Raw genomic sequence first — 23,836 nt, forward strand, 5'->3', positions numbered from 1 at the left:
ATTGTTTGCTGAAATGTGCAGCGAAGCGAAACAGAACAAACTGTTAGCAGTCTCGCTTTAGATTCTTGTTAGCTATCCAATACACCTAATATCCAGTCACAATAACTTGACACCCTAACTTGATAAGCAATAGTTCCATACAAACCACCTCTAAAAGTAGATATATCTCCATGCCCCAATTGCCAACTTGATAAACCTACAAGAAAAGGAATACTGTCTTCAAATATGACTGATGCTCCACCACTATCTCCAGATCCATGCATTCCTTCAAGTGATAGTGCATTCGCTGGTTCATCAAATTTAAATGCTAGCCAGTTACCTTCTGCGCTTTCAACAACATTTTGAAAATGACTCATAACACGAAGTGACTTAGTATCAGGATACTCACCAGTTACTCCGTTCCCTGTTGCTCCCTTACCGTATACTGTGATCTTTTTGCCTTCTTCACTTTTACCCGTGTATACATTGATTGGTTCTATACCGCTAACAGGTGAAGTTAATTTGATTAATGCAATATCACTTCTAGATTTAAAAAATCTCATCAAAGGCGCTAAATCACCTTTGAGTAAATTTTTATCAGGTTCGGAGTAATCTGGGTGTATATGAACGCTTTCTATTTCATAATTTTTTGAACCAATAATTAAACTCTTACCAACATAATCATAAAAAATAGTATGTGCTACAGTCAGAATCCATTGAGAGTTGATAAGAACACCATGACCTTCATGTGGCATATCAATTAGATATTCAGGTGTTTTTTCTACAACATAATTTTCAGGGGGAATGTCATGTCTCATCACTACTGCATCACTGCCAATAGAAATGAAACAAAAGAATAAGAGAAATAAAATTTTCATGTTACGTCCATGTTCGTTGATGATAGCTATAATTTAGTAGTGCACATGCACGTTTAACTCACTAGACAAGCAAACTTGCGCGTTCTTAACTATCTGTATTAACAAGACGTTATCAGATTTTTATTGTTTTTCATATACAAAAAACCAGCAGAAAAACATGCATACGCATTTTCTAAACCTATTATCTAAAAACGATAATCTTTAAGTTATTAACTCTAAGGGTCTTTAGATTTAAGAATTCGAGATATCACGCAAAGATAGCGACTTAAAATAGCTTTAAACCAAGCGATTTGAATACGACGGTACACCAATCCAATTTCAAACAATCAAATAATGTACGCGCTAAATACAAGGCTAAAAGATGAGATTTTGTAGGGCAACTCATTCGTCAGTTTTCGATACACTAAACGAGTGCTAGCAAACTTTGGGGCAAACGTGTTAATCCATCTACTGTCAGATATCAACATTTTATCTCTGGCAGACAATGCCACTTGGTTGTGTATTGCGGTGTGAGTAGGTCGCGGCGCATGGCCCATTTTTGCTCGATACCTTGGGCGGCAATGAATAAGGTGTCTGTGCCATAACGTTGATTGATGCCATCAAGGGTCTTCATTAACGCGGGCTTGGCTTTTGAGACATTGAATAAATCTAACTGGCCATGCTGGGTGCTGACCAAATCAATCAGGCCTACACCGACTTTATAATAACGTACACCGGCACGGAAAAGTTGAGATGCTGCTTGTGTCATACCTTGAGTGAGTTCAATGCTGCAATCGGTAGCACAAGCAAAGTGCACTAAAGTCTTAAAGCCTGTTGGGCGTTCATCGTAGGGGGAATTGCTGGCAAACAACAACATGGTTTTACAGCTTGAACCTTGCTTACGCGCTTTCGCTGCGGCAATCGCTACATGTTTACTTAAGGCTTGCAGTAAATCTTCATACTCGGTAATTCGCTCGCCCACACTACGAGTTGAGAATATTTGCTTCTTATCCGCCCTCGCCTCGTCCCACACTTTGTACGCTTGCCCATTGAGTTCACGCACTGTGCGTTCTATTTCAATACTAAATTGCTTTCGCGCTAAACCTGCAGGGATTTTGGCTAAGTCATAGGCGGTCTTGACGTTCATCAATTCAAGTTTTTTGCTTATCATGCGCCCAATACCCCAGACATCATTCACATTCATTGATTGTAAAATTGAAATCCGGTCTTGTTCATTATCGATAACACACACACCGTGATAACCAGGTAACTTCTTTGCCGCGTGATTGGCTGCTTTAGCCAGTGTGAGTGTTGAGCCTATGCCGACACAAACCGGTAAACGTGTTTCTTTCCAAACTGCTTTTCGAATCAACTGACCTTGGGTTCGTAAGCACTTAATGGCGGGGTAACAATTTTTAAAGGAGAGAAAGCTTTCATCAATCGAATAGACATGCTGCTCTGGTGCAAATCGACCAATGATATTCATCATCTTTGCGGATAAATCGGCATAGAGCTCATAGTTACTTGAACAAACAATGACACCTAATTTTGTACACAGGTCTTTGACCTGAAAGTATGGTGCAAACTTAGGCACACCCCGTTCTTTCGCTTGCTTGTTTGCCGCTACAATGCAGCCATCATTGTTACTCAACACAATCATTGGCTTACCACGCCAATCAGGCCTAAATACCTGCTCGGCACTGCAATAGAAACTGTTGGCGTCAACTAAGGCAAACATCAGATGTAAGCTAATAATGGACTTTGGCGATGGCAACGAACAGAACGAATAACAACCCCTTCAATCGTAAAGTTATCGTAATCGTGAATAGGCTGAGGTTGATGTTGTCCATTCGACGACAGCAGCATGCGATGCGTTTTATCGAGGATTTTACATACAAATTCACCGTTGAAATTAGCAACTATCACATCACCATGACGCGCGGTTTCTTGGCGGTCAACAATCAGTAAATCGCCATAAAAAATACCCTCGCCCTGCATTGAATCACCTTTTGCGATACCAATAAAGGTCGCACTAGGATGCACAACTAACAGCTCATCAAGGCTGAGACCCAACTGACTATATTCAGCTGCAGGGCTTTCGAAGCCAGTGATACCGGCACTGGCATAGATAGGGATAATACGCATAGTCAACACCACTGTTTTTATATACAGTAATTATAGGCGTTGTTAGATATCTGGCAAGAATTATTGTGATGTTTCGATGTAACACCATTGGTTCTTTTCTTTATCAAACCCTACGTCAAAATTCATCGCGGTGGTGTCACCCGTTTGGTGTCTCTTTGCAACGATATCTTTTAGTTCAGATAAATCATCAACACAGGGGAACCAAGCGCGGCGATGATCATAATTTTTACCAGAATAAGCATCATTACCTCACCAAAAGGCGCTACGGACGACACGACTGCAGCAATGGTAAAAGGCGTGTCCTCAAGACTGATCTGAGTTCTCCTTGAGGGCGGCTTAGCAAGTCTTCCACATCAACAATTTTATTAGAGCGAGTCATTAGAAGCATCGAATAAAACAACAATGTGAGCAGTCTGCAGTGTGAGCGACTTCAAATACTTACCATGTTATTTATCCAAGAGCATTTTTAACCTCCAATAGACGTCATCGAATGACGCTTGGGTCGTTAATATGTCTGCTATATACATGAAAATAGATTGAATGACGGGTAGGCAAATAAAAATGAAAACCGAAGATTTATTGTTTAATGAAAAATTTAACAGTTGTTATGGCAGTTGGACTGAAAATACCCGCCAGCGTTTTGCGGATGTGTTAGAGAAAGTAGAAGCTATTTGCGACCCCTATGATGCTTGGTTTGCTGAGACAACCAAGGATTTACGCTGTGGCTTCAAAGAAGACGCTGGCAAAGGAAAGAATTTATTTATGTTTTTCTTTTCGCAAAGTAATTTTGGAATGTGGATAAGTCGGCACGGTATTCTTGCCGATGATGGTGGCCCCTTTCTGAAGCCTGGTGATGAAAGATATCATGAATTGCGCAATTTGCATTCAGATGAACAACTGAATTTTGCAATGTCACATCTTGAAAAAAAAGTGGCTGCGGCTCGTAGTAAAGGAATTTTGCCTTCAGGCCGTAACGGGCATCTCCCTGATTTTTATAGTCCAGAAGACAAAAATATGAATCTACGACAAAAATTGATCAAAGAATTTACTGGCCAAGAAAAACAGCTTTTTAGCCGTAAAGATATCGTCAGACGCATGAAGGAGAAACACGGTGTTAATGCCGATACTCTGAAAGATTATTGCTACAACAGCTGCAATAAATCCCACAATTTTAATAAAAATAAACTGGCGTTTCAGGCGCTATTTGAATTTATCGATGAAGGATATCGCTATTTGGGACCGGGCGCCGACTATAGCGGTGTGATCATCTGGAATCCAAAAGAAAAAGAGCGTACTCCGATGCAAATTGGTCGTTGGCAGGATGGCGAAATAGTCGAATGGCATCAGGATGTTGCCGATGAAGCCAATTCAGAAACCCAATCCGCGACCCACCTCGCCATAGCAGCCACCCAGGAATTACCTATGCTCGCTACAAACCGTATTTACTTTGGACCACCGGGCACGGGTAAGACACATATTCTGCAAACTGAGGTGTTGGTTAAATATCAGGATGAAACTGATGAGCCACCGCGATATCGATTCGTGACTTTTCATCCCTCATACAGTTACGAGGAGTTTGTCGAAGGTATTCGTGCCGAAACTAATGACGATGGCCAGATCCGTTATCAGGTGAAGGGTGGGATTTTCCGTCAGCTTTGTAATCAAGCCGAGGCAGATCCCGATCAGCGCTACGCGCTGATCGTAGATGAAATTAACCGTGGCAATATTGCGAAAATCTTCGGTGAGTTAATCACTCTCATCGAGCCGGACAAGCGCCAGGGAGCCGAACACGGCTTACAGATCACCTTGCCCTATTCTGGGGAAACCTTCGGAGTGCCTTCCAATCTGGATATCTATGGCACCATGAATACCGCAGACCGCTCGTTGGCGTTGATGGACACAGCCCTGCGCCGTCGTTTCGATTTTAAAGAGATGCTGGCCGATCCTTGCTTGCTGAGTCACTGTGGCAAAGATGGCGTAACGCAGCAATATCGCAACCAGGTGGCGCAGGCACCACTCTCGGAGCATGCTGATGATCTGTTGGTTTTTGGCATCAACCTGCGGTTGCTACTGACGGTGATGAATCTGCGTATCGAGCGTCTCTACGATAGAGAGCACACCCTGGGTCATGCCTTCCTGTTGCCGGTAAAAAAGGCGCTGCAACTAGGTGAAGAAGCGGGCTTTAACGCGCTGCAACATGCCTTCGAGAATAAAATTATTCCTCTGCTGGAAGAGTACTTCTTCGAAGACTGGTGCAAGATCCGCCAAGTGCTCGGCGACGATCAGAAGGGCGCGGCTGAGGATCAATTTATCCACACCGAAGATGAAGCTAAGCTGCCAAGTTATCAGGTGCTATTTGGTGGCGATGCCCCGGCTCGAAGATTGCCTAGTTACCAGAAAAATGCCATTGCATTAACCCGTGTCGCCGCCTTTAAGGGGATTTTCTCTACCGCGTGTCAGAAAAATCAGGTCGCTGTGGCATGAACCAGCAACGGCATCTGACCCTCTTCGAGTACGATTCCGTATTGGTAGAGGGAGTTGGTATCGAAGGTAATACCCTACCATTCTCGGTATTTTCCTGGCTCAAAAGCTTGTGTCTCGATGAGTCGACTGTTGTCGACGATAGGGATGATACTGACATTGAGGTGGGCGCGAACCATTTTATGCAGCTTGGCAGTGTCCGCGGGCGGGAAACCATACGCTTCAGCCACTATGTGGGGGTGTTACAGAGTCCATGTGGGTTTCAGATTGAGATATTGCCCAAGACGGGGCGCATCGATGGCACCCCGGCTCAATCCCGTGATCTTGTGCTCAGGATGCTAGCCTGCCTCGATGACATGCCAGCCATCGAATGTGGTAGCGCGGATCTTGCCCACTTCAACACCCTGCTCGAGTGGCTGATGGGGCGGTTTCTTAAGGCCTGCAATACGGTGCTAAAGCATGGGTTGCGCAGCACCTATGTTGAGCAGGAAGAAAATCAGACCTACCTAAAAGGCAAGCTGTTAGCGGCCCAGCAACTACGGCATAACCTAGTACAGCGGCAGCGTAACTTTGTTCGCTTCGATGAAAGGTTAACCGACAGGCCAGAAAACCGTCTGCTGCGCAGTGCGCTTGAGTGTGTTGCCAGCCTGAGCCAGAATGAGTTTAATCTGAAATTGTGCCGCGAGCTACGCTTCGCTTTCAATGATGTGCCAGCCAGTTGTTCGATAAAGAGAGATATTAAAGACATACGCCTAGATCGCGGAATGGGTTACTACCGCGAAGCCATCGATTGGTGCAAGTTAGTGCTCAATGGCGTGACTCCCTTCAGTCAGCTGGGTAATGATATGGGCATTTCAATGTTGTTCCCCATGCACACCCTGTTCGAGGCGCTGGTGGAAAAATGCTTGCGCCGCCAGCTTCCTCCACAGATGTCGATAAAGTCCCAGGGGGCAGCGACATCGCTGGTGACCCACAGGCAACAAAACTGGTTTCGACTAAAACCAGATCTGCAGTTATTCGAGCAAAAGAAGTTGATTGCGATATTGGACACTAAATGGAAGTTACTCGATACGGCTAAAGGCAACGGCACAGATAAATATGGACTTAGCCAGGCCGATTTCTATCAACTGTTTGCTTATGGACATCAGTTGCTTGGGGGGAACGGGGAGCTATTCTTGATTTATCCCAAGACGGCCAGTTTCCAAGAACCAATAGCTGCGACATTTTGCTTCTCTGAAAGCCTCAGACTGTGGGTCGTCCCCTTCGATCTGGAGCGTGAACGGGTGATCTGGCCCGCTGCAATGACGTTGCCTTTGGATGCCGTCATTGGGAACTCACATTAGTGCCTGACGCTCGGCTTAATGGCTGCAATCAAAAGTGGTGATTTGATAGATGCTAGCTTGTTTGTTGTGTGATTTTTCAACCTTAAAGGAATAAATGCTATGAAAGAATATATCGTTACTGGTACCTGTGACGGCCGTCGCGCCATGGTTCGGATTTTTGCCTATAACCCAAGTGAAGCGTCTCGCAAAGCACGAATAGAGCACGGTTTTTCGTCGACTCTTAATACAAAATTGGCTTAACGCCCTTAACCAAGGCCCCCTCTAGTATAGATGCAAGGGGGCGGTCTTATTCATTGAAGAGGCCAGATTGATATGTGGCAGGTACTATTTGAAAATGAAAACTGTATGTAATGCCCGTCGCGTAATGGTACGGACTTTTGCATATAGCCTAAGATACCACTCGTCTTGCTCAAGTAGAACGTTGATTTCATCTACCTCTAATACACAAATTGGCTTGATCTTCATGAATGCTCAACTGCGGTAACAGTTCAAGTGGACAGCTTTGTGATTAATTAACCTTTAAATATCTGATTCAGATCGATTGAATTCATGAGAACTTATATGGACCATATTCTAGAAAAACTGGCCTTCACTTTACAATTCGCAAATGCTAAATCTTATGGAAGTACTCAAAAGCTATGTTGGGCTGCTGAAGATGAGGATTGGGACAAAATAGATGTCTTACTGGCGAATGCCGAATTAGAAAGGGAGGACCTCAGGGCTATATCTCTATTGAGCGAAAATGAACATTTTGATGCTATTGAAAAAATGCTCATGGGAGATAATACAGCATTTAGAATTTTAGCAAGTATGCTTCTCTGTGGAGAGATTGATTTGGATATAAAGGAGGCTGCAAAGTGGTACCTGAGGGGCGCAGAAGATGGTGATGTAGAGTCTATGACTCAAATTGCTTTACTTTATTTTTATGGAGTAGGCGTTGATAAAGATAAGGATGAAGCCGAATATTGGTTTAGTGAGGCAGCAGAGCGAGACTCCCCGGAGGCAATGTTGAATTTGGCGGGAATGTTTCGACTTGGTAACGGGGTTAATGAAAATAAGCCCAAAGCCGCTGAATGGTACAGAAAGGCTGCAGAACGCGGTCATCGCTTAGCAATGTTCAAGTTAGCGAGGATGCTAAGTAATGCTGATGGCGTAGAAGAAAACAAGTCAGAAGCCGCCCAATGGTATCAAAAAGCTGCAGAGATCGGACATAAAGGTGCAATGAATTCTCTCGCGTTAATGCAGTTAAATGGTGATGGCATCGAAGTTGATAAACAGGCCGCATTAATCTGGTTTAAAAAGGCAGCAGAGCTCAATAATTTCTATGCCATGTACAACTTGGCGGGAATATTTCGACTTGGTAACGGGGTTAATGAAAATAAGCCCGAAGCCGCCAAATGGTATCAAAAGGCGGCTGAACTCGGGCATAGTTCAGCCATGTTTAATTTAGCGTGGATGCTGGATAATGCACATGGCGTAGCAGAAAATAAAGCCGAAGCGGCAAGTTGGTATCATAAGGCGGCCGAACGCGGTCATAGTTCAGCCATGTTCAATTTAGCGCTGATGTTAAGTAATGCTGATAGCGTAGCAGAAAATAAAGCCGAAGCAGCAAGTTGGTATCAAAAGGCGGCCGAACGCGGTGATAGTTCAGCCATGTTCAATTTAGCGCTGATGTTAAGTAATGCTGATGGCGTAGCAGAAAATAAAGCCGAAGCGGCAAGTTGGTATCAAAAGGCGGCCGAATTGGGGCATGCAAAAGCCTTGACTCATCTTACTTTTATACAGCAAAGTGTGTGTGAAATAGAAAGCAACTAGTTTGTAGCAGTTTCATGTTTTGTATCCATGCCTCACTAGCGGGCATGGTTGCAACAGATAACCAAGTTAGATTAAACCTTTAGAACGTCCCACTTGGACAGCATTTTAAATGCACTCCTGATGTTTGATTGATATGTTGGAATTTAAACCAAACGGGCTGCAATCGCCAATTTGTGAGTACCAATAACTGTGTGTCTTTCGAACGACGCTTTAATCAAACTATTTTAGGTCATTTATCATCATTATCTCAATAACATCACAAAACTTGAAAAGGGTAAATTGCTTATCAGACAGCACATCTGTTCAGCCCCTAAGTCATGTTTAAGTTTTACTCCGCGCTGTTCATATTCTTCTATCGACATATCTAATGTTGAACTTGTGAACCAATATAAATACGCCCAAATAGCCTGAGTCGGAAGGATCTCATGCTCTGGAATTAAAACTAATTCTCGACAACGAATGAGTTGTTGCTCCAGTTCCCCAGGAGTGATGCTGAGAATACAATCTGGAGTATCCTCAAAGAGACGACCGAAATAGTGGGGGCTCAACAGTCGGATAAATTCCGATGCATCCATGTGTGTTTGCTGAACACTGCAGTGTTGCGCCGGAATATTTTCTAATACAGCGTCATACGGCAGGTTTGTATTTGCTAACCACCATAGCGTTGCCCGGGTGCGCTTGCTGACCCATTCAAGTACTGTGGCGTTTGGCAGCTTGATATCGATGATCACCAGTGCAGGCCCTTGGGGCTGGATATAACAAATTTCAGCAGGGCTTCGCACTATGGCGTTCTCAATACCTTCTAACTCACCCACTTTCTCAGTGATCAGTAATAGCATCCCGGATCCTTTTTTAGTTTTACCGTTATAGGCTCATTCCAGTTCTATGTGCATATTAACCAGCTGAGGCGGCAAAAAATGTCGCTTATGTTGTTTTATCATTAACCTGAGTATTTTTTCTGTGCAATGGTTAGGCTGCGGTTAAGAGCTTCCCGCAGCGACTGAGGTGCCAACACTTCACTGATATCGCTCATCGACATCAGCCACCATTTTAGTTCTTCGGTATTTGGTAAATCAGCTTCTATGGTGAAATGCTTGCCATCATCCGAATGACTTATGGTTTGTTGCAAACTCAAGGGTGTTTCTAATAAGTGGTATCCCAGATTAAAATCGACCTTAAGCTTTAGGGTGATGAGTTCCTCTATTGGGAAAGCGAGATTGCCTTGTTTCAAGTAGGCGTTTAACTCGAAGTCTAGAGGGATTTTTCTCATTTCCAGCAACCGCTCGGCACTTTGAACCCTATGCAATGCAAAGTGTCGAAAAGCATCGTTGTCTGCTAAGGTGGCTATCAGGTAAATAGTGGTTCCTCGTGTGACTAAGGCAAGAGGATTGATACGATAGTGCTTAGGTTGATTTACTGACCGTGGGCGATAGAAAATCAATAAGCGTAGCCCTTCCATCAGTGCCTGCTCCAGCGGGGGCATGATTAATGGATCTATATGTGGTGCAAGTGGCTGAAATCCCGCTGGGATCGATGCTACGCATTTTGTCCAGCTAGCTAATTTGGGAGTATTAGCCAGTTTTAGTTCAGCTTGGTCGAAGAAGCTGTCGAGATTGTTTTTGAGCTGACTTGGTAATAGGCCCTGTAGGAATTGTTTGGTCAGACTTAAGGCTAAAGCTGTACTGGGTGTCATGTCTATGGCAGAGGGATGCAGGCCTTTGACACGGCACCAACTATGGGGGCGAAATGTTTCATTGCGGCTAATGTTGTAATGGTTACTTAGGCAGTCCAGATCCCGTTGAATGGTACGCAGAGGCGCATGTAATCCATCTCGTTCTAGTTTATTTTTGAGCTCAACTGTGGTGATCGATGAAGGAGCCTCTGGCAGATACTTGAGTATGGTCAAGTGGCGCTGGGTTTGTTTTTCTGACATATCCCTATGGACTCAATATGTAAGTAAATTGAAAACGGTATTAACTGCTCTGGGGACATTTATTCCCCTGAGGCAAATGTGTTATCTGACAAATTGACTGGATTGAACTGTATTAGCACTGACTAACATCGTGGCTTTTTGCTCTATTTCCTGACACCAGCTCAGTTTATGAGCCAGTGATTAGGTAGATTTTCGGCTCCGTAAAAGGCCCCCACTAACTGGCCGTAGATGGTTACAGTGTTATCTGCATCATCACCTAATTTGACAGCCATTATAAAACAATAATATACAATTTCGACCTAAAAACCGTGATTTTCAACCATAGATCACCAACTCATGGCGATGAGCAGATGTTAGCAGAGATGACGTTGATAACAACGCAGCTGAATATGTTCATCCTAAAAAATATTCTGTCGCTTTACCTATTTTTTCACGCCTGAGTATTCCAGCAGTAACCATGTCATCAAGTCTTTGCTTAACCGTGTTATAACTAAGACCCAGTAGTTTTTCGGCCTCCCTGGCTGTAATCGTCGGTTTTTTTAAATAACGAGGCTCACCAGCAACAAAACCAATAATTTTTTTCTCAATATCTTCTAAACTCGGATACTGCTCGGCTAATTCAGTCATTCGATATGCAGCACGCTCATATGCAGAAACGAATTCAGTAATGGCACGATTGATAATACTCAACTGATATCGAATAAAATAGGTTAAATCTAAGTTGTCCTGCTCACAATCCAGATAGCTCTGACCGTATTTGATGGGCGTTTTTTGCAACAGCGCTGAAATCGCAATATAGCGGAACCCCGTATAGCCACACTTAAACAGATACCAATAAAACAAAGCTCTTGCTATCCGTCCATTACCATCACGGAACGGATGAACATAGCCAATCACAAAATGAAGAGTGATGGCCTGTATAACCGGGTGAATGTGATCGTCAGTCGAGTTTAACCAATTCACGACGCGGGATAATAGGCACTCAATAGCATCATGCTTTGGTGGCTGATGAACGACCTCACCATCAGCGTTCATAACCGCAATATCATCTGTGGTTCTAAATACCCCAGAGGTGTAGTTTTTCTGCTCTAAGTACTGCGTACCCATTCTATGTAAGGTTTTTATCAAATCAACACTGAATGCCTCATCCTTGAGGTCCCACGCTGCATTCATTAAGTCAGCATTCCCAACAATCATCCGCTCACCATCAGTACAAGGCCTACGCTTCTTTCGGAGCATTTCTTTCGCAATCAGCGTCGTTGTTGCAGCGCCCTCTAGCTGACTACTTGATATAGCCTCATCATCAATCAAATTATTTTTAAAGTGCTCAAAATGTACGCTTTCTCCGATTTGCTCAAGCACCCCAAGCATTGCACTATGTGTGGTGTAACGGTCAATCTGTGACAAAACCCGACTAAACTCATGCAAGTGATTAAATCGGCAATATGTCATGAAGTCAGGAGATTGCGATAGCGCTCGGTTTACGGACTCCGGCAGGTGTAGTGGTAACGGTTTATTTTCTAACGGGGTGAGATTGATTAGCGAACTGTCTCGATGTAGCCGAACTAACCACCAACAGAAATTAACATTTAGGCTAGGCTTAACGCTGCGTCTAAACTCATCAAAGGAATGATACTCGATATGAAATGAACAGATGTAATCCATGTATTTATTAGGATCATCACCATGATTACGGATCTCAAATATAACATCACTGATAGTGCTAAACGGACACTCAGGCGGTGATAGATACTGACCTGGCATAAATTTTATCTCAAAAAATCCAGTTATTGAGACAAGATTAATCAAATTGATAGAATTGAACGAGCTTTTTGTTACATAGAACTTCATTCATGGCTTTACAGTAATTAACGTACAGAGGCTTCATTGAATGCATTGAGTTAGGGCAAACGTGTAAATCTCTCTAATCACTTTATCTCGGGCAGACAATTCTACCCAGTCGTACAGTGTGGTGTGAGCATGTCTTGGTGCATGTTCCATTTTTGCGCGATACCTTGAGTAGCAATTAAGTGTGTGTGTCTGCGCCGTAACGCTGATTGTTACTATCAAGAATTTGTATTAACGCGGGGTTAGCTTTTAGCGCGTTGAACAAATCTAACCGGCGATGTTTATGCTCACTAAATCGATTAACACTACACCGATGTTGTAAGGGTGATGACGGCGCATTTCTCATTCAAGCGGTTTCAAGCCAACTCGGCATCCCTTTTCAACCACCAACAGACTTAGACTAACGCCCTTCCAAATGAGTTATAGCGATATTAATGTTTGATAATAAATTAAGGTAGCAAAAACATGTACTTTGGGGGTTCATCTGGCCAGGTCAAAAAGGCCTTTGATAATCGCTCAGGCAAAAACCTTACGAGAAAGCTCAGACATTTATAGCCCTGTGTTACAGGGCATGCTTAATGGGATGTTGGATCGCAAGTGAGCATGGCCGTTTCAGTGCACTATTGAAGGCTAAGAATACTCCCCTGCTTCTATTTTATTTAGCCATTCATTGACTAATTTACAGCCCTCTGGTGTTTGCATTAATGCGATGGGCTTATTGTTACCTAGTACTGGGATTTCACTATTAAACAGTGTTTCAGCGAGGGTTTTCTCACCATAAATTTCACATGCCCTATTAAATAGGCACTCGGTACTTAGTGATGTTGAGTTCATAAGGTTAGTTCGCTTCTCGTAAAAGGTGTCATTCCAAGTGTAGCAAAATCATCAATGATTAGCCCTGTCATAATCATTTTCTGTTCATCAAGATATTTAGCGGCATTCATAGGTTTGAAAATACTTTTTAGCATAACAATTCACTCTGGACGATTAACTGCTTATATCTTTAGGCTGTATATTACGCTGCAATACACATTACTATTGAAATATATATCAAATAAAATTAAGTGTGCGCGGAAAAGTAAAAGGAAAGTTAAATTAACCACACTGTCAAAGTATTAATAATATCCGAATTTAATATGGAATTAATAGGTGTGAAATTCATAAGTTTATGATTTTATTTTTTTATTTTTGACACCATCATTCGTCACGGCTCTCGAATACAGCGTGTGTTTTCGTGAAAAATATAAACAAGTCAATATGAAAACCTGAGGCGCCGATGGGTGGCAACATATTTACGATATTCAACAAATATTCAAACCTCTCTTGCGTTCGCTAAAAATATTTATTTACACAATAATTTGGAATCACTAATGTGTATATCTATCCATAAAGCGAGGTTAATATGAAACCCAGAAAAATTCCGCGACACAGTAAAGTGATGGCGCGCATTCATTTCCATTCACAAAAAAATGATTCTACACGTTTCTGTGATAGTGAACTAGAAGTTGCTCGATTATTGCTATTGGAGTTTGAGGATGATGTCATTGCATATAATACCCAACCGGCGTCATTTACATATCTCGTCAACGGAAAAAATAGACGTTATACGCCTGATCTCATTATTTCACATAAACATAAAGGGGTGTATTTCGAGGAAATTAAACCAAAAGACAAACTCGGTAGTCAAAAAAATATTGAAAAATTCGATATTCTCTCAAAAGCCTTTGCCGCCATCTCTGACAATGGTTTAAAGCTCGTTACTGAAGAACAAATCTATGTCGGCAGTACAATTGCAAATCTAAAAAAACTCTATCATTACCGGTCACTTACGCTGTCAGAACAATGCCAGCAGGTAATGCAAGAATTACCCGCGCGTATCACATATTGTGGTCTCATTAGCTGGGCAGAATCTCATCAATGTCATGTTTATGATCCGATGATCCTATTAGCAAATCGATGCTACACATTCGACTTAACTTGTATGTTAAGCCCATTAACTCATCTGGAAAGATCTTATGGCTCAACAAATCTTTAAAGCCAATATGGTTATTTGTCGCAATAATCGTGACTACCGGATAGTCATGCTCGATGACACGTTAGTGACACTAGAGGTTGTGGACAGCAAACATCATCAGGTGTTATCGATTGACCAGCTATTGTCTGAATATCAACTAGGAAGTTTGAGCCTCCCTAAGACAAATCTGAATCTTGACCAATCTTGGCTAAACGAACAACAGAAGGCTGATCTTCGGCGTTATAACACCTACCTAAACTATCTAGACAAACTCGAATACCCAGGTGCAATACGTTCACTCAATATGGCTATTTCGACCTGCGGAGAGATATTAAATGAACCGGTGAATTGCCGTCCATCAACATCAACACTGCGGCGCTGGTATTCAAAATGGCTAAACAATAATAGACAATTCATCTATCTGCTGGCCTCCAGAAAACACGATCCAAACCTGACACTCAGCTGCAGAATCGATGCAGCGATGCGTTCTCTCGTCGACGATGTCATTGATAGTTTTTATCTGACTCTTAATGGCCCCAACGCGGCGGATTGTTACCGAACGCTTATGCAACAACACAGGCGCATGGCACTTGACTGCCTAATGATATCAAAATCGACATTTTACAGAGAAATAAAAAAATTAGATGAAAGCGTTATTATTAGGCGGCGGCAAGGTTCGATCGCTGCAAATAAATATCTGCGCACTGCAAACCATCAATATCAGGTCAATGGGCTATTTGAAAGATGTGAAATGGATGCGGTTCACGTCGGTATTTATCTCGTTGATCAACAGGGCGATATCGTTGGGAAGCCGATCATTTTCTTGATAATTGATGCTTTTAGCCGCTGCATTATGGGAATGCATATCAGTATCCAAGAAGGAGAAACCACTAATGCAGCGGTGAGCGCATTACGCCATGCCATTTTGCCCAAATCCAATCAACAATATTCCTTTATGGAAAATCCATGGACATGCCATGGTACGCCCATGGATCTGTACGTCGATTCTGGCGCAGCATTCATTAATGAATCATTCGACGCACTATTAGCTCAACTCAAGATCAATCGAATCGCTGGGCCGTCACGCCAGCCCTGGAAACACAGTTTTATTGAACGCTTTAATAGTACGTTACGCGACAAACTCAAGGGGATACCTGGATATGTCGGAAAATTAACGGATGGTTTCACCTATGATCACCCGGCAAAGCACTATGCCACCCTGACGGTCGAGGAATTCGAAAAGATTGTCTGTATTCTCATCAATGATATATACCATCAAGAAGCGCATGCAGGAGTAGGAAATCAAACGCCAATAGCGATGTGGAACACACATATTCGCTATTCTCCGGCTATTGTGCCTGCCAATGTTGCGATATTTGATCTTTACCTGCGGCAACAAAAACGAGGCACACTCCAGCAATTAAAGGGATTGCAGTATAAAAATCAGTTTTTTAATTCCATGGAATTACGAAACCTTTTTGAACAATTAAAAAAGAATAGTCGTGATGGCGGCAAAGTCACTTTTTATGTTGATGAGCTAAACGCCAGTAATATCATGGTCATTAACCCGTTAAACCAATCTGTGTTAACTGTGCCTAACACCAACAAATTAGCTTGGGGAAAAACCTTCCTGCAACTGAAAATGACCAAGAAAATTTTCATGCCGAACGCAGGCGAACTGAAGGTCAACGATATCACAAAACAGGCTCTCGAGCGTAAAAAGAAAGCCGCTCGAGACGTGAAAACGAGCCACAATCTTGCCGATGAGGCGTTGTCCATGGACACACCGCTGACTCAAGATGTTATTCAAGACATGTTAACTAAACGTGAAAAAGTGGCTCATCAAGCGCTGGTATTATCGCCAGCAAAACCGACGGGCAGCGATGTCCCAGAATCCGCCGTGATCCCTAAAATAATCAATTACCAAACCAGCTAGGAATAACACATGGATCACTATCAACCTCAACGAAAGCCTATCACCACAGCATTTTTATCTCGTTCAGTTTACCATTTTGAGTGCAATGCAGTGATTGCGGCATTAGAACGCAGCCTGAAAACAACTGGCCTTAATCCGACTGGGCTGATGATTGTTGGCGATTCTGGTCTTGGTAAATCCACAGCGCTGAGACTGTTTGAACAACGATTCAGTCGACCTGCAACAGAAACACATTCCTACAAAACAGTCGCCAATGTCGTGACCCCTGTGGATGCCAGTGTGAAAAGCTTGTGCTCCGCACTACTGAAGGTCTTGGGTTGCCCGACGCCAGACAGAGGAACCGCCAACAGTATGTTCACTCGGATCACCACCTTGATCCATGAGCTCGATACAAAAATCATCATTTTTGATGAAATTCAACATCTAACTGAGCGTAATGCCCAGAAAAAAACGCGGCCAGTTATCAATCTCGTTAAAAACCTGATGACCGAAACAAACTGTCCGGTCGTCCTCGTTGGTATGCCTGACGCGACAGATCTATTGAGCATGGATCCGCAATTAGCACGACGATTTTCGAAATCGGTGACACTCAAGCCTTTTAGTATGACTGATGAACTCATCACTGAGGAATACACGGCCTATGATCTGTATGTTTCATTTCTCCACTCGATTGCGTCTTTCATGCCAATCAAAACCATTAATCTCATCGATCCGAATGTTGCTCGTCGTCTCCTTGCCGCCAGTCGCGGAAAAATTTCTATCATTATTAAAATTTTGGAGTTTGTGATCGAGAATAGCCTTGACGGTAAGAAGGCGACATTACTCGATTTTTCCACCGCGTTCCGTGATATTGCTGATCATGACATCTCACATTGTCCGTTTTTAATCACGAGCAACCAATTAGAAAAGTGGTATTTTTCATGAGTGCAATGACATTACCCATCAGATTGCGCCCCTATGAGGCCGAATCCCTGCCGTCCTACCTATGTCGGTTAGCCACCGTCAATGGCTGGTCAACCATGGCCGAATTTTTATTGGTCATGGGGATAAAGAAAACCAAAATCGATCCGAATGTCTCGCTTGACCGCCTAGTGCAATTAACCCACCTTCCCCACTCGGAGTTTTTACCGCGCATGGAGGAGATCCCAAGGTCCATGCCAGCGCGGATGTTCTATCAACACTCCCCCAGATTTTGTCCTATTTGCATCGGCACCACACCGTACGTGCGTCATGTCGAGCACTTTAAGACAGCGCTATTTTGTGTAAAACATCGTTGTAAACGCATTGATCAGTGTCCTTGTTGTCAGCATCCCCTCACTTGGCAGCAGCATCTATTTAGTCACTGTTTGCAGTGCAAACAACCCTGGGCCACTTTACCCGCCAACCATGAAATCGATGTTGATTATCAACAATGGATTGAACAAGAAGAAGGCGCAGAGGAGCGGTTGCACTTATTGCATCGGGCCATCACCCGTCTGATTTATCCGACCGATCTCGATCCCCTTCCACCAAACCACAAATTGAGTCTAGACAGTCAGTACATTCTCGATGCATTTCACCTGTTACAAGGCCGTTTTGACCTGATTTGGGGCAAACAATGTGCCGAAGATCGTCACTATCTCAGCCTCTTTGGTGAACATCATGTGCAGTCCCCCCTCACCAGCTTGCGTGAGCTGAATGGCTTACCGGCTCAGGTGGCTGAAACCCAATCCACATGGCCCAGTTATACCGTGCACGACAGAGTGGATAAACATCCACACATTACAGTGCCTTTAGCGTGTCGAGTGAGTACATTTTACCTGCGTCAGCTGCTCGACTTAACGGCTGTTCAACTGAGTATTCTCGAGGACAGTGGCCATTTTGATAGCCTATACCACCTATCCAATTCACGGCACCGAACTTATGATATGCGCCAAATTTATCGCTGGTTTAAGACACGTATTAGCCAAGATAAATGTGCCTATTACCCTGAACAGAGTTTTAACAAACTGCTTATGATGTATGGCATCGAGTTCAGTCGACTGTTCGAGGGGATCCATCAGGGAAAATTTCGAATAGCCTTGGCCAGCTACAATGAGCAATTAACACTCCACCTGGCCGCTGAGGATGTGAAACAGTTTGTCGAAGATAATGAAGTATTTGATCCACAAGAAGACAAATCGCAAAAGTGGGTTGCTAGGCGTTTGAGGATCCATTTTGCGGGAATGAAGGAGATGATCCGCCCAGGGCTATTTGCCTGCAGCCGCAATCGTGACATCACACGCGCGTCATTGCAGGCAGTGTTAGTGCAATATTCATCATTACAGCGCTGGTGTTACCTGCGTAGTTACCACCGTTATAGTGTTGAGCGTGTGATGGTCGAGGCACAAATTATCCCCATTTTTAGCTCAACGTATTGCACTCTGTTGACCCATGAACAGTTAGCGCAATTGGCAGTGCTCACCGACAGCCGAGCCGAACTTCAATTAGAAAACAATCCAAAATGGGTGGTGTAGTGTCATTTTTGCATGAAGCGACGCTTCGACAATTCCAAGGGCAATGTGAGCCACAAACGGTTATAAACTTTCATGCTGTTGCAACGCTAAATCGCCGATTAAATGCGTATAAATCGACATTTGCGGGCGATTTTGCCTTAAAACGGCTATAAATCAGGGTAAACTTGCCGATTTAACATAAGCACGAATTGCGTGCAGTCGACCCCAGATGCCTTAACTCCTGATAAAGATCATATAAGTAAATCAGACGCCACAAGCTCACCTCATTGCGCGTAGCCTATACAACACTCACTTCAATCCAAGCTTTTTCAACAAAGCCCGCGTCAATGGTAACTTATCAAGGCGCTTACTCAATGGCTTCAACGCTAAGAACAAAATGTCTTCAAGGCCCTCTCGGTCATGGTGATAAAAATGAAAGAACACTCGGCCGTGATGAGCTTTGATGTCTTTTCTACATCACAAAGGATGACATTGACGTGCATCAAGCTGCTCCACAACGGCATCCAAGTGCTTTCTCTGTGCACTCAATCAATTAGTTATTTTGATCGTGATTTTTTCTCAAAAGATTGTCTTCGTTGAATTCAAATAGTCTTCACTTTAATTCCATGCTTACACTTCTGATAAAAATAGAGTGATAAATTACTTAAAAAACTATATTATTAAATATAAATAAAGTCATATTTCGGCCATCTTCAATCAGATGCTGATTAATTTATTAGCGCTTAAAATCATATTCTTTGACAAAAAAGCGCTTAAAATCATAAATTATGACAATTTAAAGCCTCCCAAAGAAAATCGTATTTTCTAACTCGTTGTTTCTACGCATTTCCCAAACTCATTTTGTATGACAAGCCACACGTGTGCACTCAGAATAAGGATCTCTGGCATATAAGAACCTTCTCTTATGTGCTTATATTTAGGACCCAATATAACTTAGTGCCTGAGATTCTCAATCTGTATCACCATAAACAATGAGCCGTTGCTTAGGGTTGAGTTACTCGATGCCTTTTAAATGGTCGATTGGTTTATTGAATGCACTTTCATGGCGTTCGATTTGGCTTGTGTGCAAATACTGCGATGTGGTGTCGATACTCTCGTGGCCAGCGTCGGCTTGTACATGGGATAACGGTCTGCGGTTGATATTGATATCGTGCGTAATGCCTGTGTGACGAATATTATGGGCCGTGAGTTTACGCATTTGCGCACCGTCTTGCGCAAAGCCATCGGCTTCAATACTTTCTGCTGCTAGGTTGATAATACTTTGAATTTCATCACGAACATGACGAATGCCAAGATTGGCATTGAGGATACCAACATCTCGACCGCGGCCAGCGGCTTTGTGCCGTACAAACAAAGGATGGTTCTCGTTTGGCGCTGGATAATCCGCTAATCCTAAAAACTGACGATATTTAACTAAAGCATCGAGTAAAGCTTTGGAAATTGCCACGCTGCGCCTTTTACCGCCTTTACTCAATGGAATATGAAAACTCCAAATACCCGTTTGTTGATTGTGCTTAAACTGATCCATCACCGGTGAATAACCTGCGCGTGCAGACACATCTGAGATACGTAAATAGCAACAATAGATCAATGAAATCAGAAATAAGCTTCTTTGATGTAATTCGGGCGATGTTTCTGCCAACACTGTTACGGTCGCCATAATGTATGACCACTGTAATTCAGTGAATGCGAGACTGTTATCATCTTCATGATGTTGACGCTGATATTGCCGATTGGCCGCGAATCGACTGTGATTCAGCCAAATTTGTGCAGGATTACGCTCACAATATTCTTCACTTGTCAGGTACGAGTAAAACGAAGACAAAATGGCCATTTTCGTTTTTAACGCATTGTCACTTAACGCATAAGGCTGGATTTGCCCGAGTCGCTTTTTACCGACAAATGGCCGCCACTGTGGGTTTGGAACCCGTTCATCACGCATTTTATCGAGCTTGAATTGTGGCACATTAAAATAGCCAATTAGTGCTATGGGCGGCGCTTGGCAGTAATCCACGTAATGGTTCATATCTTTGCGTGTGACTTCTATGGGCGACATTGAAACCACATCAAAACACCAATGAAGAAATGTCGTGAGCTCGCTGCGATAGGCTTTATAGTTGTTTTCGTTATGCTTTTGCTCAAACAGCCAATCACTGGCGTGCTCAATCACTAAACCCGCATCGGCCACCTTTTTCATGCTAATTTGGGTGATATATTGGTTAACGACACTATTGCCAACTTGTATGAATTCAAATGAGTCAAATAATGGGATTACGGGAGGAAGTTGCATATTGCATCTGAATTATAAGGGTTTCTGATATGATAATACTTAAACGCAAATGCCGATAACGTTATTTATCGGCATCAACTAGGGTCAGATTTTGAGTACAACTGGACAATGTACATTTCTGGCATGTAATACGCTTTTGACAACAAATTAAGCATAACTGCCACACTTGCTGTTTAGACTGACTATCCAAGCACCTAAAATCTGCCGCACAGAGGTGCCCATCATGTATAAGCTGTGCCAGTTTATGCGTTGAAATCGACAAATTAATTTGGTGGCTCATGCCCTTACCCGCTAATCAGTGTGTGATATGAATAGAATACACAAATGATAACTGTTATCAATAACTCAATTTAAGGGTTGCCACTCACCTCGCTATTTAATGTAAGAATTTGCACTGCATTGAAATGTGTCTACTACACTGATTATGTGATCATTATTTTTATTTGAATGAGGTATCGAATGCTGATTGATCTTGCAAAGAAAAATCCGCTGTTTTCCGGTAAAAAGCTTACCGAGACAACTGCATCAGGTATTCCTTGGAAGGTATTAGTGGTCGATGATGAACCTGATGTTCATACCGTCACTAAGCTTGCCCTCTCCCGCTTTAAACTCGATGGCCGCCCGCTTACTTTTATCAATGCCTACAGTGCCGAACAAGCAAAAGAGTTGATGAATCAGGAACATGATATCGCCATCGCCTTTATTGATGTTGTGATGGAGAGTGATCATGCGGGCTTAGAATTAGTAAAATGGATCCGCGAAGAGCTGCAAAATAAAACCACTCGACTAATCCTGCGTACAGGCCAGCCAGGTCAAGCACCTGAAGAAGACGTTATCGTTAATTATGATATTAATGATTACAAAGCCAAAGCTGAACTCGATTCCCGTAAACTGATGACCAGCGTCTATTCTGCCCTACGTTCTTACCGCGATATTATGGAAATTGAACAAGCAAGGCGCACCCAAATAAATCACCGTAAAGGGCTAGAAAGGGTGCTAGAAGCTACATCTGGATTATTTGAGCTGCGCACCCTGCATAAATTTGCTGATGGCCTGCTAACTCAAGTCGCCACCCTACTCAATCTGGATTCTGAAACCTTATTGCTAACGTGTAATGCCATCGATGCCATAAGCGGTCATCTGGATCCTGTGAACATAGAAATCCTCGCAGGCACAGGCCAATTCTCAAATAAATCCCATATTACTCAATTACCAGAGCATATCGACCGCTTACTGCGCAGTGCGATCACGCAAAAACGCTGCCTGTATGAAGACAATTGCTTTATCGGTTACTTCCCCACAAAAAGCGGGTTAATCAATCTACTGTATATGGATGGTATTGATAAAATTGATGATCTTGACAAGAAACTTATTGATATTTTTGCTATCAACGTCGGCGTTGCATTTGAAAATTTACTGCTCAATCAAGAAGTCGAAGATACCCAATCTGAACTCATTCTACGTTTAGGGGATGTGGTTGAAAGCCGCTCAAAAGAAGCCGCGAACCATGTGAAACGTATGGCAGAATATTGCTCCCAACTCGCCTTACTCGCTGGTTTACCTGAATACGAAGCTGATTTACTTCGCCGTGCTTCACCTATGCATGACATAGGTAAGATAGCGATCCCCGATGCGGTTCTGCTCAAACCTGGCAAGTTAGATGATGAAGAATGGAAAGTCATGCGTCAGCATCCTACGATTGGCCATCAGATTTTGGCAAATTCTGAGCGACCCATATTAAAGGCGGCATCAATTATTGCACTACAACACCATGAAAAATATGATGGTTCTGGCTATCCAGCCAATTTAAAACAAGACGAAATTCACATTTTCGCGCGCATTGTTGCCATTGCAGATGTATTTGATGCACTTTCTCATGCCCGCTGCTATAAAACGGCTTGGCCTTTAGAAGAGGTGTTAGCTGAAATGCGTAAAGGCGCCGCAAAACACTTTGACCCACACTTATTGCAGCTTTTTATCGATAATGTGGATATTTTTGTCAAAGTAAAAGACAGTTGGAAAGATAGTTAATCCTTAATCACCCGAGTTAACACTCTCTAATAATACGCTGAGGACGATTCGAATAAATATCTAGCCAGTCTTAACCATTGTTATCCGCAAGAAAATCAAACACTGTCGCTTTGGTTTCGCCATTTACTTCAAAACTTACAAAACCGCGCCAAACCATATAACCACTGCTACAGAAGCCATATACCATCTGACCAATATAGGTCATTTCATCGGTTTGCTTCACATTTACAGGAATAACCCCCATAAACATATCTCTTCCTTCTAAACGAATTTGCACATTTTTGATAGGCGTTGAAGCTAACAGCCTTAATGTTAATGGCTTTTCGCTCGGGGCATTCGCTGGCGATAGGCTAATAGCAAGTTTGATATCGTCCACTTGTTTAACGCAATCCCCTGCCGAAAATTGACAGAGAGAAGGATCAGAGCTGCTTTTATGTGTGACTTGCTTAGCATCTTCAGTACAAGCTGTGAGATTGATGAGAATTAACGCGATGAATAAATAGAGATTAGGACGATTTAGCACAAAGATTAACCTTATGACGCAATATGTTAACATTCTATGGCGTAGGTTGATCTAGATCAACTTTCTACACCCCTTCTTTGGTATCTTTTTTGATATTGCTCAAGTATCATTGCGAAACCTCATATTTGAGCAAAAATATGCAGGGT

General features: G+C 42.9%; 20 protein-coding genes and 1 pseudogene. 9 read left to right on the forward strand and 12 right to left on the reverse strand.

The features are described from left to right. Positions 1 to 68 precede the first annotated feature (68 nt). From Q4Q52_RS05180 to Q4Q52_RS05190, 3 genes are all read right to left on the reverse strand, one after another. Positions 69 to 857 carry a trypsin-like serine protease gene (locus tag Q4Q52_RS05180; RefSeq protein WP_311990003.1) on the reverse strand — a complete coding sequence of 263 codons (789 nt, stop codon included), beginning with the start codon at positions 855 to 857 and terminating at the stop codon, positions 69 to 71. Between the two features lie 460 nt (positions 858 to 1,317). Beyond that, positions 1,318 to 2,574, reverse strand: a complete 1,257-nt coding sequence (locus Q4Q52_RS05185) for a Y-family DNA polymerase (RefSeq protein WP_311990004.1) — start codon at positions 2,572 to 2,574, stop codon at positions 1,318 to 1,320. Next, complete coding sequence (locus Q4Q52_RS05190) at positions 2,574 to 2,981, reverse strand: S24 family peptidase (RefSeq protein ID WP_311990005.1); 408 nt, start codon at positions 2,979 to 2,981, stop codon at positions 2,574 to 2,576. The genes Q4Q52_RS05185 and Q4Q52_RS05190 overlap by 1 nt, the downstream gene beginning before the upstream one ends. Positions 2,982 to 3,542: 561 nt before the next feature. Here Q4Q52_RS05190 and Q4Q52_RS05200 point away from each other — a divergent pair. The 4 genes from Q4Q52_RS05200 to Q4Q52_RS05215 all read left to right on the forward strand — a co-directional run bounded on the left by Q4Q52_RS05200 (position 3,543) and on the right by Q4Q52_RS05215 (position 8,620). Next, positions 3,543 to 5,465, forward strand: coding sequence for an McrB family protein (locus Q4Q52_RS05200; protein ID WP_063884435.1), 1,923 nt, complete (start codon positions 3,543 to 3,545; stop codon positions 5,463 to 5,465). Positions 5,466 to 5,506: 41 nt separating this feature from the next. Further along, positions 5,507 to 6,805 (forward strand): McrC family protein, encoded by a 1,299-nt coding sequence (locus Q4Q52_RS05205; RefSeq protein ID WP_311990006.1) that lies wholly within the window; start codon positions 5,507 to 5,509, stop codon positions 6,803 to 6,805. A gap of 99 nt (positions 6,806 to 6,904) precedes the next feature. Next, positions 6,905 to 7,045: a hypothetical protein gene (locus Q4Q52_RS05210; RefSeq protein ID WP_155730189.1), complete on the forward strand. Its 141-nt coding sequence runs from the start codon at positions 6,905 to 6,907 to the stop codon at positions 7,043 to 7,045. A 321-nt stretch (positions 7,046 to 7,366) separates the two neighbouring features. Then, positions 7,367 to 8,620: an SEL1-like repeat protein gene (locus Q4Q52_RS05215; RefSeq protein ID WP_287479363.1), complete on the forward strand. Its 1,254-nt coding sequence runs from the start codon at positions 7,367 to 7,369 to the stop codon at positions 8,618 to 8,620. A 242-nt stretch (positions 8,621 to 8,862) separates the two neighbouring features. On the opposite strand, the gene Q4Q52_RS05220 is transcribed toward Q4Q52_RS05215, so the two are convergent. From Q4Q52_RS05220 to Q4Q52_RS05245, 6 genes and pseudogenes are all read right to left on the reverse strand, one after another. After that, complete coding sequence (locus Q4Q52_RS05220; protein WP_063884432.1) at positions 8,863 to 9,459, reverse strand: hypothetical protein; 597 nt, start codon at positions 9,457 to 9,459, stop codon at positions 8,863 to 8,865. A gap of 101 nt (positions 9,460 to 9,560) precedes the next feature. Further along, a complete protein-coding gene (locus Q4Q52_RS05225) occupies positions 9,561 to 10,553 on the reverse strand; it encodes a YafY family protein (protein ID WP_063884431.1) in 993 nt (330 codons plus the stop codon). A gap of 161 nt (positions 10,554 to 10,714) precedes the next feature. Beyond that, positions 10,715 to 10,825: an ADP-ribosylglycohydrolase family protein gene (locus Q4Q52_RS05230; RefSeq protein ID WP_248085046.1), complete on the reverse strand. Its 111-nt coding sequence runs from the start codon at positions 10,823 to 10,825 to the stop codon at positions 10,715 to 10,717. Between the two features lie 121 nt (positions 10,826 to 10,946). Then, the gene (locus Q4Q52_RS05235; protein WP_311990007.1) at positions 10,947 to 12,317 is read right to left on the reverse strand and encodes a Fic family protein; all 1,371 of its coding nucleotides are present in this window, start codon (positions 12,315 to 12,317) and stop codon (positions 10,947 to 10,949) included. Between the two features lie 188 nt (positions 12,318 to 12,505). After that, a pseudogene (locus Q4Q52_RS05240) lies at positions 12,506 to 12,583 on the reverse strand (DUF4113 domain-containing protein); the annotation flags it as partial. Between the two features lie 448 nt (positions 12,584 to 13,031). Further along, the gene (locus Q4Q52_RS05245; protein ID WP_006087145.1) at positions 13,032 to 13,235 is read right to left on the reverse strand and encodes an MbcA/ParS/Xre antitoxin family protein; all 204 of its coding nucleotides are present in this window, start codon (positions 13,233 to 13,235) and stop codon (positions 13,032 to 13,034) included. Positions 13,236 to 13,803: 568 nt separating this feature from the next. On the opposite strand from Q4Q52_RS05245, the gene Q4Q52_RS05250 reads away from it, so the two are divergent. Genes Q4Q52_RS05250 through Q4Q52_RS05265 form a run of 4 tightly spaced genes read left to right on the forward strand, consistent with a single transcriptional unit; the run spans position 13,804 to position 18,846 of the window. Beyond that, positions 13,804 to 14,436 carry a TnsA endonuclease N-terminal domain-containing protein gene (locus tag Q4Q52_RS05250; RefSeq protein WP_006087147.1) on the forward strand — a complete coding sequence of 211 codons (633 nt, stop codon included), beginning with the start codon at positions 13,804 to 13,806 and terminating at the stop codon, positions 14,434 to 14,436. Continuing rightward, a complete protein-coding gene (locus Q4Q52_RS05255) occupies positions 14,417 to 16,351 on the forward strand; it encodes a DDE-type integrase/transposase/recombinase (RefSeq protein WP_311990008.1) in 1,935 nt (644 codons plus the stop codon). Before Q4Q52_RS05250 ends, Q4Q52_RS05255 begins: the two co-directional genes overlap by 20 nt. A 9-nt stretch (positions 16,352 to 16,360) precedes the next feature. Further along, positions 16,361 to 17,275, forward strand: coding sequence for a TniB family NTP-binding protein (locus tag Q4Q52_RS05260; RefSeq protein WP_263237735.1), 915 nt, complete (start codon positions 16,361 to 16,363; stop codon positions 17,273 to 17,275). Continuing rightward, the gene (locus tag Q4Q52_RS05265; protein ID WP_311990009.1) at positions 17,272 to 18,846 is read left to right on the forward strand and encodes a TniQ family protein; all 1,575 of its coding nucleotides are present in this window, start codon (positions 17,272 to 17,274) and stop codon (positions 18,844 to 18,846) included. The genes Q4Q52_RS05260 and Q4Q52_RS05265 overlap by 4 nt, the downstream gene beginning before the upstream one ends. A gap of 994 nt (positions 18,847 to 19,840) precedes the next feature. On the opposite strand, the gene Q4Q52_RS05270 is transcribed toward Q4Q52_RS05265, so the two are convergent. Next, entirely contained in the window at positions 19,841 to 21,136 is a 1,296-nt protein-coding gene (locus Q4Q52_RS05270) for a site-specific integrase (protein WP_311990010.1), read from the reverse strand. Between the two features lie 61 nt (positions 21,137 to 21,197). Then, positions 21,198 to 21,416 carry a hypothetical protein gene (locus tag Q4Q52_RS05275; protein ID WP_106650466.1) on the reverse strand — a complete coding sequence of 73 codons (219 nt, stop codon included), beginning with the start codon at positions 21,414 to 21,416 and terminating at the stop codon, positions 21,198 to 21,200. Between the two features lie 179 nt (positions 21,417 to 21,595). On the opposite strand from Q4Q52_RS05275, the gene Q4Q52_RS05280 reads away from it, so the two are divergent. After that, positions 21,596 to 23,167 carry a DUF3369 domain-containing protein gene (locus Q4Q52_RS05280; RefSeq protein WP_220592937.1) on the forward strand — a complete coding sequence of 524 codons (1,572 nt, stop codon included), beginning with the start codon at positions 21,596 to 21,598 and terminating at the stop codon, positions 23,165 to 23,167. Between the two features lie 70 nt (positions 23,168 to 23,237). Here the strand turns inward: Q4Q52_RS05280 and Q4Q52_RS05285 are convergent, their stop codons facing one another. Beyond that, on the reverse strand, positions 23,238 to 23,690 hold the full coding sequence (locus Q4Q52_RS05285) for a hypothetical protein (RefSeq protein WP_311990011.1): 453 nt from the start codon (positions 23,688 to 23,690) through the stop codon (positions 23,238 to 23,240). Positions 23,691 to 23,836: the final 146 nt, after the last annotated feature.

Source organism: Shewanella sp. SP1S2-4 (genome assembly GCF_031932075.1).
In the GTDB taxonomy this organism is placed as follows: Bacteria; Pseudomonadota; Gammaproteobacteria; order Enterobacterales; family Shewanellaceae; genus Shewanella; species Shewanella baltica.